This window comes from Myxococcus sp. XM-1-1-1 (assembly GCF_020037095.1).
GTDB lineage: Bacteria > Myxococcota > Myxococcia > Myxococcales > Myxococcaceae > Myxococcus > Myxococcus fulvus.
This window is the reverse complement of sequence record NZ_JAIQDH010000028.1, coordinates 44,329-60,579: the sequence shown is the minus strand read 5'-3', so window position 1 is coordinate 60,579 and position 16,251 is coordinate 44,329. Positions and strand designations below refer to the sequence as shown.

Genomic DNA, 16,251 nt, shown 5'->3' with positions numbered 1-16,251 from the left:
GCCTGAACGGGCCCGTCGTCAGGGCGGGCCCACCTGGATGACCTGCGTGGCGAAGGCGCTCGCCCCCAGGTCGTCCGTGGCGGTGAGCGTGACGGTGTAGCGGCCCACGCCCGTGTAGCGGTGCTCCAGGTACGCCGCGTCGGACGTGGTGCCGTCACCCAGCTCCCACCGGAAGCGCTGAATCCAGCGGCCCGCGCCCGTCGCGGTGCTCGTCGTCGCGTCGAGGAACACGTTCAAGGGCGCGCTCGTCCCGGAGAAGGGTCCACCGGTGATGCGCGGCACGGGACGCGAGCCTCCCCCCGAGGCGGGCGCGAGCAGCTTGCGCACCGTGGACGCGCCCTGGTCCACCACCAGCACGTCCCCGTTGGGCAGGCCCGCGATGCCCGCGGGCAGGCTGAAGGTGGCCTGCTCCGCCGCGCCATCCCGAGCGCCATGCGCGCCCGTGCCCGCGTACGTCCTCGCCCGGCCGGAGGCGACGGCGCGGATGCGCTCGTTGCCCGTGTCCGTCACCAGCAGCCGGTCCTGGACGTAGGCCGCGCCGAGCATCGGCAGGAACAGCGCCGCGCTGCCCGCCCCGTCCGAGAAGCCACCGGTGACGGCGCCCGCGGCGGTGGAGGTGGTGAAGGAAGCGTCCAGCGCCACGCGGCGGATGAGGCGGTTGCCCGTGTCCACCACCCACAGCGCGCCGCCGCCGAAGGCCACGCCCGTGGGCCGGTGGAGCTTCGCCTGGCTGGCGGGCCCGTTGGTGCTGCCCGAGCCGCGCGCGCCAATCAGCGTGCTCACCCGCCCGTCCGGGGAGATGCGCGCGAGCCGGTGGTTGAAGGTGTCCGCCACATACAGGTCCGTCCCGGCGAACGTCACGCTGGAGGGTGTCTGGAAGCGCGCGGCGGTGCCCACGCCGTCCACCTTGCCCTGCCGTCCGTCCCTCGAGCCCGCGAAGGTGCTCACCGTCCAGCGCTCGTCCCGGGCGATGCGGACGACGCGGTGGTTGCCCGTGTCCGCCACGTAGAGCGTGCCGTCGGTGGCGATGGCGATGGACTGCGGCGAGCGCAGCGCCGTCGTCGCGCCGGCCCCCTCGCCCACCCCCGGCGTGCCCGTGCCCGCGATGGTGGTGACGGTGCGCGCCGCGTCGTTGGCGATGCGCCGCACCGCGTGGTTGCCGGTGTCCGCGACGAACACGTTGCCCTGCGCGTCCACCGCCACGCCCACGGGCCGACGCAAGCGCGCCTGCGCCGCGGGGCCGTTGACGAACCCCTCCTGGAACGCGGCCCCCGCGAAGGTGGACACGCCCGCGGACTGTCCGGTGCGGTCCACGGGCCTGGGGTCGTCCGCGCCGAAGGTGTCGCCCGCCAGCGGCGGCACGAGGCCCGCCCTGCGCAGCACGTTGTCGGTGATGCGCTGCACGCGCAGGTCCGCGAAGTGTGGATGCGACAGGCCGTGGGACCAGGAGATGCCGCCGCTGGCGAAGACGAACGCGCCCGAGGGCGCGGTGTAGAGGGTGGAGGTGTGCCAGTTGGGCTCGCCCCTGCTGCTGATGGCCGGCGACTCGGCGAGGGCGACGAGCCCCGGCGGCGAGGCCCCGTTGCTCCACGCGCGGTCGATTTCGTAGCCCACCACGGAGAGGAGGGAGTCGCCCTGCGCGAGCCCCGTGCCGGCGAAGGGCCAGGCGCCCGGCGTGCGCACCACGTAGGGCTGCGGGATGAGGCCCCACGCGTCGGACATCACGCCCACCAGGCCGTTCTCCGGCTCGCCCAGGCGCGCGTTGCGCCAGCGCACCGTCATGAGGTTCGTGCCCGCCTTCGGGTCCTCCTGGGGCGCCTCGTCCTTGTAACAGACCTGCCTGCGCCGCGACGTGCCCGTGGGCCCCGCCTCCAGGCGGATGAGCCAGCAGCTGGTGTCGCTGCCCAGGAACGCCAGGTTCACCCCCGACGCCAGCGCCGCGTCCACCGCCTGCTTGAGCGGACGCGACCAGTACTCATCATGCCCCACGGAGATGAACAGCTTCTGTCCCAGCAACAGCGAGGGGTCCCGGTCCAGGTCCACGTTGGTGACGTAGTTGAGCTCGTAGCCCTTGGACTCGGCCCACAGCACGAAGTGGTGCGAGGCATGGAAGTACTCGCCCGCGCCATTGCCATCCAGGTACGGCCGGTCGAACGAGGCGACCTTCGCGTGGCCTCCGGACAGTCCCAGGGAGGTGGCGTAGAGGCTCTCTCCGCCCCAGGCGTTGTAGGCCTGGAACGTGGTGAACGGAATCAGGACGACGCCCGTGTTCTTCCGCTCGTCGGCGCGCACCACGAAGATGACGTAGGACTGCGGCCCGTCGTCACGCACCAGCTTGAGCAGGTACACCCCGCTGGGCCACGAGGCCTGGGTCGCCACGGTGAAGCTCACCGGCCAGCGACACTCGACCAGCCCCGTCGTCCTGTCCGCCGCCGGCGTGGGCTGCGGGCCGAGGGTGACGGGACCTCCGGACGCCATGCGCCGCGAGCCCGCGCCGCCGTAGTGGCCCATGCGGTACAGCTCCCAGCGCACCGCATGCGGGCTGTCGGTCCGCACGTGGATGTCGATGGACTGGCCCCGCTGCACGCTCGTCGCGCTGGCGTAGCCCTCCAATTGCGCGCCCGTCGCCGGTTGGCTGAGCGCCCACTCCGTGCTGCCGGGCAGCCGGGCCTCGCTGCCCGCTGGAGCGACAGACATCAGCCCCACCCACATCGTCAGGAACATCGACAGTCCCATGCGCGCTCCTCCCCACGCGCCGTTGTCCCCGCACGCCTCGCGCGCCTCAACCCTCCGGGCCCGCGAGTGGGCGCCCCCGGACAGACTTCGCACGCGATGTGCCGGGGCCGACGCGGCGACTGTCCGTCATGACCCGCCTGCATGTCCCGCGCGACTACGGGGTTCCCGCGGGTCAACTGGCCCTCGGTACACTGCCGCCTTGTGCGGCAACGTGAGCGCGCCTGCGCGAGTCGTGACGTTCCGTCGGGTGGTCGACTTGCGAGCATGCGGGCTGCATCGTCCCGTGCGCCCCGCATCATCTAGACTCGCGCCATGACCAAGTCAGTCACCACTCGAAACAATGTGCAGGTCATTGGCCGAGGCGACGATGTGATTGTCTTCGCCCACGGCTTCGGCACCAACCAGAGCGCGTGGCACCACCAGGTGCGCGCCTTCGAGGACACGCACCGCATCGTCCTGTTCGACCACGTGGGCACGCACGGCACGGACCTGGAGGACTACAGCCCGCATCGCTACGCGGCCCTGGAGAGCTACTCGCTGGACCTGCTGGAGGTGCTCGAGTCGGTCAAGGCGCGCAACGTGTTCTACGTGGGCCACTCGATGAGCGGCATGATTGGCGTGCTCGCGGGGCTGGTCCGACCCGAGTTCTTCCGGGGCATGCTCTTCATCGGCGCCTCGCCCCGCTACCTCAACTCGCCTGACTTCAAGGGCGGGTTCGACCGTCAGGCCGTCGACGAGCTGTACAAGACCATCGAGCAGCACTTCGAGGCCTGGGCCAGCGGCTTCGCGCAGGCGGCCATGGGTCCCGCCGCCACGCCGGAGATGGTCAAGGGCTTCGCCGACTCGCTGCTGGCGCTGCGCCCCGACATCGCCGTCGGCGTGATTCGCATCATCTTCGAGTCGGACTACCGCGAGCAGGTGACCCGGCTGAAGGTGCCCACCTGGGTCGTCCAGCCGCTCAACGACTTCGCCGTCCCCACCGCGGTGGGCGAGTACCTGGCCAGGAGCCTGCCGAGCGGCAACATCCGCTACGTCCCCAACCAGGGACACCTGCCGCACCTGAGCGCGCCCAACGAGGTCAACACGCTCATCTCGGACGCCCTCGCGGCAAGCGCCCTCGCGGCGGCGTGAGCGCTTCCTCGACGGAAGTGACGGAACCGGGGCCCCCTCCCGGTTCCCTGACCGTGGACCCCGCGCTGGCGGAGCTGATGGTGGCCGCAGTGCGAGCGCTGGGCACGCGCGACGGCGGCCAGCTCACCCGGCTGCTGGAGGTGGTGCGTCAGGCCTGCCGCGCGGACGTGGCCGTCAGCCTGCGCCGCATCGACCCGCTCACCGTGTTCGAGCTGGCCGGCACGCCCGCGCAGCGCCCTCGGCTGGCGCACCTGGGCGAGGCGCTCTTCCGCGGCCCCCTGGCGGAGGACTCGACGTGGCGCTTCCATGAACCCCGTCCCCTGGAGAGCGGCGTCCCCGAGTCGCTGCGCGGCGCCATGGCCGTGCTGCCGTGGCACTCCGTTGACGACCGCAAGGGCGGCCTCGTGCTGGTGCGCCAGGGCCCCACGGGCTTCTCCCCCGCCGAGCGCGCCTGCCTCCAGGCCCTGACGGGGCTCCTGCTCACCTGCGCGCGGGAGAGCGACCTGGAGAGCGCCACGGAGACCTTGCGCGCGCGCGTGGACGCCATCACCGACGCGGTGCCCTGCGCGCTGGTGTTCCTGGAGCACAACCGCGTCGAGACGTGGGTGAACAAGCCGGGCGCCGTCATGCTCGGGCTGCCCGAGGGGCAGGTGCCCGCCCACCAGATGTCGCGCGCCATGGCCTCGCTGCGAGAGCGCGCGACCAACCGCGCGCAAATCGAGGAGCGGATGGCGAGGCTGTTCGATGGCAGCCAGCCGGAGCTGCGCGACATGCTCTGGCGCTTCGAGTCACCACACCAGACGTTGTCCGTCTCCTGCGTGCCCGCGCGCCGGGGCTCCGCGCGCGGCAGGCTGTGGGCGCTGCTGGACGTCACCGAGGCCCAGGACGCCCTCTCCAGCATGGGGGAGAAGAACCTGGCGCTGGACGCCGCGCGCGCGGAGGCGGACGCCGCCAACACCGCCAAGTCCAGCTTCCTGGCCAACATGAGCCACGAGATCCGCACACCCATGAACGGCGTGCTGGGCATGGCGCAGCTCTTGCGAGAGACGTCGCTCACCGAGGAGCAGCGCGAGAGCGTGGACGTCATCCACACGAGCGGCGAGGCGCTGCTGCGGCTCATCAATGATCTGCTCGACTTCTCCAAGATAGAAGCGGGCGCGTTCGAGCTCGACGGACAGTCCTTCTCGCTGCGCCAGAGCCTCAAGGAATGCCTGGGCCTGTTGGGGCCGCAGGCGGCCTCGCGCGGCCTGTACCTGAAGCACACGGTGGACGCGGACGTGCGCGACGCGCTGTGGGGCGACAAGACGCGGCTGCGGCAGGTGCTGGTCAACCTGGTGGGCAACGCGCTCAAGTTCACGCACGAGGGCGGCGTCAGCGTGCGCGTGTCGCGCGGGGAGCTGAAGCCGGGGCTCGAGCCCGACAGCTGGCCCCTGCGCTTCGACATCCAGGACACCGGCATCGGCATCCCCGCGGAGCGGATGAACCGGCTGTTCCGCTCGTTCAGCCAGGTGGACGCGTCCACCAGCCGCCACTACGGCGGCACGGGCCTGGGGCTCGCCATCAGCCTGCGGCTGGCGGAGCTGATGGGCGGCACCATCCGCGTGCACAGCACCGTGGGCCTGGGCTCCACCTTCAGCGTGGAGGTCGTCCTGCGCGAGGGCGAGGAGGTGGCCACCCGCGCCTCCGCGGAGCTGGACGCCACGCTGGGCCAGCGGCTGCCCCTGCGCATCCTCCTGGTGGAGGACAACCCCATCAACCAGAAGGTCGGCCTGCGCCTGTTCAAGAAGCTGGGCTACGACGCGGACGTGGCGGGCAACGGCGTGGAGTCGCTGGGCGCCCTGGAGCGCGAGCGCTACGACGTCGTCTTCATGGACGTGCACATGCCGCAGATGGACGGCCTGGAGGCCACGCGCCGCATCCGCGCGGACGCTCCCCGGTATGGCAGCCCCCGCATCATCGCGATGACCGCGAGCGTCATCCAGGGAGACAAGGACCTGTGTCTCCAGGCGGGGATGAACGACTTCGTGACGAAGCCGGTGGACGCCACGCTGCTCATGGCGGCGCTGGAGAGCGCGGCGCGACTGCCCGACCTCCCGCTGGCGCCGCCGCCCGAGGCGCCCGGGTTCGACGCCTCCGCGGTGCAGAAGCTGGAGCTGCTCACCGGCCCGGACCGGGGCGAGCTGGCCACGCTGGTGCGCGACTTCCTGCGCAACGCCGACAAGCACCTGTCCTCGTTCCAGCAGGCCCTGGAGATCTCCGACGCGGCGGCGCTCACCCGCCACGCGCACAGCCTGCGCTCCAGCGCGGCCCTGTTCGGCGCGGCCCGGCTGTCGCGCCGGTGCGAGGCGCTGGAGACGCGCGCGCCGCACGAGCCGCTGGAGCTGCTCCAGGAGTGGGTGGACCTGGCGCGACGGGACTTCGAAGAGGCCCGTCAGGCGCTGGAGTCCGCCGTGCCGGAGGTCCTCGCGGGCCCGCCGTCCGGCGCCTGACGCGGCGCTTCGTCGGACAGGGCCAGCTCGTCCAGCCGCGCGTCCGGCGCCTCGACGATGCGCCCCAGCAGGTGACGGAAGGCCCGGGCCAGCTGCTCCACCTCCGCGGGATGGAAGACGGCGGAGGCGTACTCGAAGGCGCCGCGAAGCCCCGCCAGGTCCTCACGCAGCAGCAGCGTCAGCGCATGGCGGGCGAGCCCGGGCACGGATGCGTCCGGCGTGTCCGTCAGCAGCGTGCAGGACAGGCCGGGGATGGACAGGTCGACCCCCGTCGCGCTCTCGAACACACACGCGGCCTGCAGCCCGTGCGGGAGGCTCGCGGCCACCTCGTCGAAGGGCAGCTCCTGGTGGCCCAGGTCCTCCGTGGTGCGCAGGCGGTGGCGCCGGAGCAGCTCGCGGAAGGACGGGTTGCCCGTCAGGTCGCAGCGCAGCGCCACGGTGTTGGAGAGCAGGCCCACCACGTCGCGCAGCTCGCGGCGTCCCCGGTTGGCCACCACCGTGCCCACGAGCACGTCCTCCTGGCCGGACACCTGGCGCAAGAGCGCGGCGAACACCGCGGACAGGGCCGTGAACAACGTGGCGCCCTCCGTGCTCGCCAGCGACTTCCAGGCGGCCGTCAGCGCCACGGGCACCTCGAAGCGCACCAGCCCGCCCTGCCCTCCCGCGTCCTCCTCGCGAGTCCATCGCGACGTCAGCGAGAGCGGCGGGGCGCCCTCCAGCCGCGCGCGCCAGTACTCGCGCTGCAGGCGGGCCGCGTCACTCGTCGACCAGCGATGTTGCCAGCGCGCCACGTCCACGGGCTGACGCGCGGGAGGCGCCAGCGGCGAGGGCACCCCGGCCTGGAAGACGCGGTACAGCGAGGCCAGCTCCCGCCCGAAGACCCCGAGCGACGGCCCGTCCGTGATGAGCTGATGCTGCGTCACCAGCAGGACGTGGGTCTGCTCCGCCAGGATGACCAGCGCGGCGCGCATCAGCGGACCGGACGCCACGTCGAAGGGCGCGCGCGCCTGGGCATCGTTCATCGCGCGGAACGAGGACGAGTCCAGCGCCTCCTCCGGCGCGCCCCCACCTCCGCCCCGCAGGTCGACGACCGGCAGCTCCAGTCGCGCCGCGGGCGAGACGACCTGGGTCAACGCGCCGTCGCCCTCGCGGAACGTCGTCCGGAGGGCCTCGTGCCGACGCACCAGCTCCTCGAGGCCGAGCTTCAGCGAGTCGACATCCAGCGGCCCGTCGAACCGCAGCCCGAAATGGACGTGGAAGCGCGGGCTGTCGGGCACAGGACGCATCAGCCGCCACAGCCGCCGCTGCCCCGAGGACGCGGGCGCGGTGTCCGACGCCAGCCCCCCCGCCGCGTCGCCCGCATCACTCACGGGCGACAGGGAGAACAGCGTGTCCGGCGAGGCCAGGGCGCGCGCCAGCGACTCGATGGTGCGCTGCTCCCAGAGGAACGACAGGGTGAGGGGCAACCCCAGCCACTGCTCCAGGTCGTACGTGAGCCGCATCGCCCCCATCGAGTCGAGGCCCTGCTCCACCAGGGGGCGCCGGGTGTCGATGGAGGCCGTGGGCATCTGCCAGTGCAGGGCGAGCCACTCCACCACCCAACCCTCGATGGTCACATTGTGAGCAGGCAGCCGTGACGCGGACAACCCCGGCCGCGACGGGCGCTCCCAGGACACCTCTCGGTCATCGGCTCGGAGCTTCACCACATCCTTCTCGTCGCGCACGCACGGCCACCAGGGCTGAGGTGGATGCGTGGAGGGGCGACGTCAAGGAGCGCTTCCAATAGTCTGACATCCGGTCGTGCAAGAGCAGACGCGGAGCACCGCGAGGCGCGCCCCCAGGGCAGGGTTGCTGTCGCCTGGTCACCGCGCGCGCGAGGGTCTACGAGCACGCACGCCGGCCAGGAGCAGCTCCAGGCCGAACGTGAAGCGCGCGTCGAAGTCGGGGTCCACCAGGGCCTCCACCGCCCGGGCCACGTGGGGGAAGCGCGGCGTGGCCAGGGCCCGCATCTGCTCGGCCGCCGGGGGCGCCTGGGCGTCGCGCGTGCCCAACGACTGCTCCTCGATGGTGAACCCGAGGACGTAGTCGAGCAGCGTGAAGGTGGTCCACCCCGCCTCCTTGGAGGACAGCCCCGCCTGCGTCAGCGCCTCCATCAGCCACTCGCTGACGCGGAAGGTGTTCTCCGTCGCGACGACGGTGCCCGCGAACACCCGGGCCGCGTCCCGGTGGCTCAGGAACGCGCGCCGCAGCTCCCCCGCGACGGCCTTCACCACCACCTCCCAGCTCCTCCCCGTCGGGCGCTCCACCGCCACGTCCGCCAGCAGCGCGTCCGCCATCGTCTCCAGCAGCGACTGCTTGCTGGGGAAATGCCAATAGAGCGACGGCGCCTGGATGGAGAGCGCCTGCGCCAACGAGCGCATCGTCAGCCCCTCCACACCCACCTCATCCACCAGCGCCCACGCCGCCTGGACCACCTGCTCCTTCTGGATGCGCATGCGCCCGTGCCACCTCGTGTTGACGGCCCAATCTAACGCCGTTAGATGAAAACTAACAACGTTAGATTCGTGATGAGGAGGCAGGTCATGGAGCTGGACGTCGAGGTGGCCATCGTCGGAGGTGGCCCCACCGGGTTGATGCTGGCGGCCGAGCTGGCGCTCGCGGGCGTGGAGGTGTGCGTCCTGGAGCGAAGGGAGGCGCCGGTGCGGGAGTCACGCGCCCTGACGATGCATCCGCGCTCCCTGGAGGTGCTGGCGCTGCGGGGGCTGGAGGCGCCCTTCGTGGAGCGCGGGCGTCCCCTGCCCACCGGGCACTTCGGCCTGCTGGACACGCGGCTCGACTTCTCCGGGCTCGACACGACGTTCCGCTACACGCTGTTCCTGCCCCAGGCGCTCACCGAGGCCCTGCTGGCGGAGCACGCGCGAGGGCTCGGCGTGGACATCCGCCGAGGCCACGTCGTGGAGTCCTTGCACGAGGACGAGGAGGGCGTGGTGCTCGCGGGGAGCGTCCAGGGGACGGCGTTCCGCTGCCGCGCCCGCTACGCCGTGGGGGCGGACGGCGCGCGCAGCGTCGTGCGACAGCTCGCGGGCATCGGCTTTCCGGGGACGGACTCCACGCGCACGTCGATGCTGGGCGACGTCACGCTGGAGCACCCTCCCTCCACGCCGTTCCTCGCGCTCACCAACGCGCGCGGCAACGCCGTCATCGTGCCCCTGGGCCAGGGCCAGTACCGCGCCATCGTCACCGACGCCCGGCGCGAGCACACCGCGCCGCGCGAGCCGCTGTCCCTGGAGGAGCTGCGTGAGAGCCTCACGCGCGTGGCCGGCTCCGACTTCGGCATGAAGGAGCCCCGGTGGCTGTCGCGCTTCGGCGACGAGACGCGGCTGGCGGAGCACTACCGGCGAGGCCGCGTGCTGCTCGCCGGAGACGCGGCGCACATGCACTACCCGGCCGGTGGACAGGGGCTCAACGTGGGCCTGCAGGACGCGATGAACCTGGGCTGGAAGCTGGCCGCCGTGCTGCGCGAGGGCGCGCCGCCCACGCTGCTGGACAGCTACCACCAGGAGAGACATCCGGTGGGGCAGTCGCTCCTGAGCAACACCCAGGCCCAGTCCGCGCTCATGGGCTTCACCCCTGAGGTCCTCGCGCTGCGCGAGCTGATGAACGGCCTCTTGCGCCTGCCCGCCATCAACCAGCGGCTCGCCGAACAGCTCGGCGGACTGGACGTCGCCTTCGCTGGTGCACCCATCCCCGCGCCTTCACCGAGCACCCTGCCGGGCTGGACGGGACGCAGGCTCCCGGACTGGACGCTGCGACTCGCCGACGGAGGCCAGCGCTCGCTCTACTCCGGCCTCCATGACGGCCACTGGCTGTGGCTGCACGCGACACCCGCCGCCGCGCCGTCCTCGGACTGGGAGCCCGCACCTGGCTGGCGCCCCCGCGTCAATGCCCTGGCGCTGGAGACTTCCGCCGACACAGCCGCGCTGCGGGGCGTGGACGGACTGCTCGTGCGTCCGGATGGCCATGTGGCCTGGGCGTGGACGGCCTCGTTTCCACGCATACCGAGACGCGTCATACGACTCTGCTAGGGTGTCGGCCTTCAGAGGTTCTCCCCTGCGGACACGCTTCACGACAGGTTTCTTCCGGGCTTGGGGTACGGCCGCCCTGCTCTTGCTGCTTCCCTGGGTCGTCTACGGAAGCGCCGTCTCGCTGCGCTACGGCCTGAGGGACGACTACGCCATCCTGCGCGAGGCGCGCGAGGAGCCCGGGAAGATTCTGCGCGTCTGCGGCGCCATGGGCCGTCCGCTGTATGGCTGGATGCTGGAGCGCACCACGCGCGCGGCCGAGGACCTGGACGGGCTGCGCGGCCTGCGGGCCCTGGCGGTGCTCGGACTGGGACTGCTCGCCGTGGTGCTCTACCTGCTCTTGCGCGCCGAGGGCTGGAAGCAGGTCCCCGCCGCGCTGCTGGCCGCGTTCATCCCGCTGATTCCGTCCGCGCAGGTCGTCGCCAACTGGAGCATCTGCTGGCCGCAGGCCGTGGCCCTGCTCGCGAGCGCGGGGGCCTTCGCGCTGACGAGACAGGCCATCGGGCCAGCTGGCGCGTGGCTCGGCGGCGTCCGCGGACGGCTGCTCCTGGTGGGCGGCGCGCTGGCGCTGGCGGCGTCGACGCTCATCTACCAGGCCAGTGGTCCGTTCTACGCGGTGCTGCTCGCGGCGGTGCTGGTGACGCGGCGACACGAGGACGTGCGCGCTCCGGCCCGCTGGCTCCTGGGCCACGTGTCCGTGCTGGGCGTGGGGCTGGGGCTGGCGTACGTCGTCACGCGCGTGAGCTTCGCGGTGGGGCTGTTCACCCCCTCGCCGCGCATGGCGCTGGAGCGACACCTGCTGGACAAGGCGGCGTGGTTCGTCACCCAGGTGCTGCCCAACGCCCTGGCGCTGACGGCCATCGACGACACGGACACAACGCCCGCGTGGGGCTACTGGCCCATGGTGGGCGTGACGCTGGGCCTGCTCCTGCTGACGCTCGTCGTCGAGTGGCGGCGCGCGGGGCGCACGGGCGTGGCCGCGTGGCTCCTGGCGCTGGTGGGGCTGTCCGGCGTCGCGTACTGCGCCAGCCTGCTCGCGGGTGAGCGCTGGCCCACCTACCGCACGCTCTTCGCGCTCGCGGGGGTGTGGAGCGTGTTCTTCTTCGCGGGCGTGGTGAAGCTGGGCGAGCACTGGCCCCGACACGGGCCGCGCGTGGCCGGCGCGGTGCTGGCGCTGCTCGTCGCGGTGAGCGGACTGCTCGCGCATCAACAGTCGCTGGAGCTGTTCGCCTGGCCCCAGCTGCGGGAGCTGGAGCTGATGCGCCAGGGGGCCGCCGCGCTCGTCCCCACGCGCACGCCGCGCGTCTTCGTGCTCACCGCCCGACAGACGGACTCCTCCGCGCCCCAGCGCTACCTGGACGAGTTCGGCTCGGTGTCCGTCGACACGGAGTGGGTGGCCAAGGAGCTCTTCGCCCTGGCGGCCCGGGAGCGCTTCCCCGACGTGCGCGCCAGCTACCGCTTCGACGCGGGGCCGGTACTCCCCAAGGCGCGGGCCTACGACATCCTGGTCGACATGCGTCAGCTCCGGACCTCCACCTCCCGGCCCATTCAGCTCGCCCGCTGACGCTGTCACCCTCCGAGCGCACTTCCCCGTTGACGCGGGGGAGCCCATGGAGGGATGCCACCGATTCGTGCCCTCCTACGAACAGCTTTTCGAGAACAACCGCCGCTGGTCCGCCGCCAAGACGAAGGACGACCCGCAGTACTTCGAACGACTGTCCGCGGAACAGAGCCCCGAGTACCTCTACATCGGCTGCTCCGACAGCCGGGTGCCCGCCAATGAAATCATGGGCGTGGAGCCCGGGGACGTCTTCGTCCATCGCAACGTCGCGAACCTCATCAACAACGTCGACCTGAACGTGATGTCGGTCATCAACTACGCCGTGCGCCAGCTGTCGGTGAAGCGCATCATCGTCTGCGGCCACTACGGCTGCGGGGGCGTGCGGGCCGCCATGCAGCCCAAGGACCTGGGCATCCTCAACCCGTGGCTGCGCAACGTGCGCGACGTCTACCGCCTGCACAAGGCGGAGCTGGACGCGCTCGAGGACGTCGAGGCGCGCTATGCACGGCTGGTGGAGCTCAACGTCACCGAGCAGTGCATCAGCGTCATCAAGACGGCCGCGGTGCAGCGCTCGTACGTGGAGAAGGGCTTCCCCACCGTGCACGGCTGGGTGTTCGACATGCGCACCGGCCTGCTGAGGGACCTGGAGCTGGACTTCCCCCAGCTGCTGCGCGGCGTGCAAGAGGTCTACAACCTCACCGACAAGGACTCCATCTTCTAGAGGGAGACCGCGCTTCCGCGCCGGGGCGCACCGACGCGGAAGGCATCAGGCCGCCTTCGAGGGACTACTGGCTCTCCTCGGCGCCCGTGGGAGCCGGGTCGTCATCGAGGCTGCCGTCCGTGCCGTCCGCCGCGTCCACGCCCGAGCCACCCGTGCCCTCGGTCGAGTCACGCGGCTCGGAGCCACCCGGCTCCTCCATGACGTCCCACTTCTCGCCGTCCGGCGTCGTCACCTGGGTGCCCGTACCGGAGCCACCCGTGGCCTCGTTGTCGTAGATGGTCGGCGCCCCGCCCCGGTCCCGGCGCTCGTTGTCCACCACGTCCGCGGCCTCACCCGGGCTCTCGTTCGCGTCGCGCTCATCCTCGCGCGCCTGGCGCTCCTGCTCGGCCGCGTCCACCGAGCCCGAACCACCCGTGGCGCTCGGGATGCTGGAGCCCGAGGGGTTGTCCGCCCGTGTGCTCGCCGAGTGGCTGGAACAACCCCAGAACGTCAGTGCGGCCACGGCCGCCATCAGTGGAAGCTTCATGGAAGTCTCCTTGGGAAGGATGGTTCCCTGAAAGCTGGAGACTGTTCCGGAGAGGACAACCCGGGACACAGGCCCGTGTCGGCCGGCCCGCCCCAAGGCAGGCGGCCGGGCGGGCGCTCACTCCTGGCGCAGCGCGATGATGGGGTCCACCCGCGTGGCGCGCCGCGCGGGCACCCAGCTGGCCAGGAGCGCCACGGCGACGAGCAGCACCGCCACCGCGCCATACGTCACGGGGTCCCACGGGGCGACGCCGTACACCAGCCCCTCCAACAGCCGGCTGACGACGAGCGCCAGCCCGAGCCCCACGCCGAGCCCCACCAGCGTCAGCCGCAGGTACTGTCCCAGCACCAGCCGCATGAGCTCCACGCCGCGCGCGCCCAGCGCCATGCGGATGCCGAACTCCCGCGTGCGGTGGCTCACCGCGTGGGCGATGACACCCGACAGGCCCACCGCCGCGAGCAGCAGCGCGAGGAGCGCGAAGCCCGTCGTCACCAGCATGTAGAAGCGCGGCCGTGACAGCGCCTCGCCCATCAGGTCCTCGAGGGTGCGCACGCTGCCCAGCGGCAGGCTCGCGTCCAGGGCGCGCACCTCCTCGCGCACCTGGGCCATCAGCGAGAGCGGCGCGTCCTTCGTGCGCACCACCACCGTCATCTTCCCGTACAGCGCCTGGGAGAAGGGCACGTACACCTGGGGGAAGGAGGCCTTCTCCAGCCCGTTGTTGCGAGTGTCCCCCACCACGCCCACCACCTGTCCGCCGAAGCGGCCCAGGCCGAAGTTGATGCCCATCTCCACCGTGCGCCCCAGCGGGCTCTCCCCGGGCCAGTAGCGCCGCGCGGCCTCCTCGCTGATGAGCAGCGCGCGCTGCCCCTCGCCCAGGCCGTCCGCGGACGTCAGCCACCGGCCCGACACCAGCCGCAGGCCGAGCGCCTCCGCGTAGCCGGGGGTGATGACGCCCACCTGCACGCCCCAGCTCTGTCCCGGCCCGGGCTCCGGCCGCGCCGAGTCCCACATCCCCGTCACCATGTAGCGGCCGTCCAGCGGCACGCCCAGCGCGGCCCCCGCGGCCTGCACGCCCGGCAGCGCGCGCAGCCGCTCCAGCAGCGCGTCGTAGAAGCGCTGGTTCCGCGTCGACGCCCAGCCGTAGGCGCTCTCCGGCAGGTCCAGCTCGAAGCTGAGCACCCCGTCCGGACGGAAGCCGGGGTCCACGTCGGAGAGGCGGTGGAAGCCCTTGAGCAGCAGCCCTCCACACACGAGCAGCACCACCGCCAGCGCCGTCTCGCCGACGATGAGCAGGTGACGCGCGCGAGCACCACCGCGCGTGCCGCCCTTGGCGCCCACCTCGCGCAGGCTCACCGCCGGACTCTCGCGGGAGGCCTGGAGCGCGGGCAACAGGCCGAACAGCAGCGCGGTGACGAGCCCCAGTCCGCACGTGAAGGCGACGACACGCGCGTCGATGGCCACCTGAGCCAGCCCGGGGATGTCCTGCGGGGACAGGCTCACCAGGACATCCAGGAGCCACCCGGCCAGGAGCACCCCGAGCCCCGCCCCCATCGCCGCCAGCACGCCGCTCTCCACCAGCAGCTGGCGCAGGATGCGGCCCCGGCTGGCCCCCAGCGCCATGCGCACGGACAGCTCCCCCCGACTACTCACCGCGCGGGCGAGCAGCAGGTTGGCGAGGTTGGCGCACGCGATGAGCAGCACCAGCCCCACCGCGCCCAGCAGGAACAGGAGCGCGGGACGGACATTGCCCAGCAGCGCCTCGCGCAGCGGTACCAGCGTGGCGCGGTACCCGCCGTTCGAATCCGGGTAGGCCACCGCGAGCGCCTGGGCCACCGCGGCCACGTCCGCGCGGGCCGCCTCCAGCGTGACGCCCGGCTTGAGCCGCGCGTAGACGCGCAGGCTGTGGGTGGCGCGCATCGTGGCTCCGGTGAGCGACTCGTCCCACACGAAGGGCACCCACAGCTGCGTCTCCAGCGGGAAGCTGAAGCCCTCGCTCGCCACACCCACCACCGTGTGCCGCTCACCGCCCAGCCACAGCGAGCGGCCCAGCACCTCCGGGTCCGCGTTGAAGCGGCGCCGCCACAGCGCATGGCCGAGCACCACCACCCGCTCCTGCCCCGGCTGCTCGTCCTCCGGACGGAAGGCCCGGCCCAGCGCCACCCGCGCGCCCAGCACGTCGAAGAAGTCCGCGGTGCTGGTGGTGCCGCGCAGCCGCTCCGGCGCCGCCCCGTCGCTGGCCAGGCTCTGCTCGCCGCTGCGCACCGCCGTCATCCCGGAGAAGGAGCGGGTGCGCTCGCGGAAGTCCACGAAGTCCGGCCCCGACGACGGCGAGTCACCCGGCGAGCCGTCCGAGCTGTACAGCCGCACGAGCCGCTCGGACTCCGCCATGGGCAGGGGCCGCAGCAGCACCGCGTCCACCACGCTGAAGATGGCGCTGTTGGCGCCGATGCCGAGCGCCAGCGTCAACACCGCCACCAGCGTGAACCCCGGCGAGCCGCGCAACCTGCGCAGCGCGAGGCGGAACTCCTGGACCAGGCCCGTCATGCCACCCTCCCAAGCTGAACCAGCGACTCGGTCCCGACAGCAAGGCAGGTGCCACGGGCCCTCCACTGGGGAGCCCCCCGTGGGACACACCTCCGCCTTCCCACATCCGGGGGAAGGGTGCCCGAAAATGGGATGTGCTGATACGCCGGCTGGCGGGTGGAATTTGGCGACAACGGCGCAATACACAGCCATCGCGGAGTTTGTCTCGGATTCACCGCCTGTCGCGTGTTACGAGAGGACGGGCTGTCTGCCTGTCTTTCCCTCACCCCCTCGGAAGACGCCCCCATGAATCGGATTCCCTCCCGCCGAGCGCGCTGGCTCGCCGTGCTCGTTCCCTGGCTGAGCGCCTGTGGCCCCACCACCTCCGAGCCTGTCTCGGAGCCCCCTGGCGACACGGCCGAGGCGCGGGCGCTCCAGGCCATCACCTTCATCGCCGCGGGGAGTACGTAGCGCTACCGCGA

General features: G+C 72.1%; 11 protein-coding genes. 6 read left to right on the top strand and 5 right to left on the bottom strand.

Annotation, left to right across the window (positions count from 1 at the left end; all coding sequences use genetic code 11):
• Positions 1-18 precede the first annotated feature (18 nt).
• Positions 19-2,736, bottom strand: a complete 2,718-nt coding sequence (locus tag K8640_RS36715; protein ID WP_223751361.1) for a N,N-dimethylformamidase beta subunit family domain-containing protein — start codon at positions 2,734-2,736, stop codon at positions 19-21.
• 369 nt (positions 2,737-3,105) lie between these two features.
• On the opposite strand from K8640_RS36715, the gene K8640_RS36710 reads away from it, so the two are divergent.
• The gene (locus K8640_RS36710) at positions 3,106-3,867 is read left to right on the top strand and encodes an alpha/beta fold hydrolase (RefSeq protein WP_267699564.1); all 762 of its coding nucleotides are present in this window, start codon (positions 3,106-3,108) and stop codon (positions 3,865-3,867) included.
• Positions 3,868-3,920: 53 nt separating this feature from the next.
• Positions 3,921-6,356 (top strand): ATP-binding protein, encoded by a 2,436-nt coding sequence (locus K8640_RS36705; RefSeq protein ID WP_223751359.1) that lies wholly within the window; start codon positions 3,921-3,923, stop codon positions 6,354-6,356.
• Here the strand turns inward: K8640_RS36705 and K8640_RS36700 are convergent.
• Together K8640_RS36700 and K8640_RS36695 are read right to left on the bottom strand one after the other, a co-directional pair.
• Positions 6,299-8,080 (bottom strand): condensation domain-containing protein, encoded by a 1,782-nt coding sequence (locus K8640_RS36700; protein WP_223751358.1) that lies wholly within the window; start codon positions 8,078-8,080, stop codon positions 6,299-6,301. The two genes, K8640_RS36705 and K8640_RS36700, sit on opposite strands and share 58 nt — an antisense overlap.
• Before the next feature lie 138 nt (positions 8,081-8,218).
• Complete coding sequence (locus tag K8640_RS36695; protein ID WP_223751357.1) at positions 8,219-8,851, bottom strand: TetR/AcrR family transcriptional regulator C-terminal domain-containing protein; 633 nt, start codon at positions 8,849-8,851, stop codon at positions 8,219-8,221.
• Positions 8,852-8,938: 87 nt separating this feature from the next.
• Here K8640_RS36695 and K8640_RS36690 point away from each other — a divergent pair, with 87 nt between their 5' ends.
• From K8640_RS36690 to K8640_RS36680, 3 genes are all read left to right on the top strand, one after another.
• Positions 8,939-10,441 carry an FAD-dependent monooxygenase gene (locus K8640_RS36690; protein WP_223751356.1) on the top strand — a complete coding sequence of 501 codons (1,503 nt, stop codon included), beginning with the start codon at positions 8,939-8,941 and terminating at the stop codon, positions 10,439-10,441.
• 82 nt (positions 10,442-10,523) lie between these two features.
• Complete coding sequence (locus tag K8640_RS36685) at positions 10,524-12,002, top strand: glucosyltransferase domain-containing protein (protein WP_223751355.1); 1,479 nt, start codon at positions 10,524-10,526, stop codon at positions 12,000-12,002.
• Positions 12,003-12,069: 67 nt separating this feature from the next.
• A complete protein-coding gene (locus tag K8640_RS36680) occupies positions 12,070-12,720 on the top strand; it encodes a carbonic anhydrase (protein WP_223751354.1) in 651 nt (216 codons plus the stop codon).
• Positions 12,721-12,784: 64 nt separating this feature from the next.
• On the opposite strand, the gene K8640_RS36675 is transcribed toward K8640_RS36680, so the two are convergent.
• On the bottom strand, positions 12,785-13,246 hold the full coding sequence (locus K8640_RS36675) for a hypothetical protein (protein WP_223751353.1): 462 nt from the start codon (positions 13,244-13,246) through the stop codon (positions 12,785-12,787).
• A gap of 117 nt (positions 13,247-13,363) precedes the next feature.
• Entirely contained in the window at positions 13,364-15,790 is a 2,427-nt protein-coding gene (locus tag K8640_RS36670) for an ABC transporter permease (protein ID WP_223751352.1), read from the bottom strand.
• Positions 15,791-16,075: 285 nt separating this feature from the next.
• Here K8640_RS36670 and K8640_RS36665 point away from each other — a divergent pair, with 285 nt between their 5' ends.
• Positions 16,076-16,240 (top strand): hypothetical protein, encoded by a 165-nt coding sequence (locus K8640_RS36665; protein WP_223751351.1) that lies wholly within the window; start codon positions 16,076-16,078, stop codon positions 16,238-16,240.
• Positions 16,241-16,251: the final 11 nt, after the last annotated feature.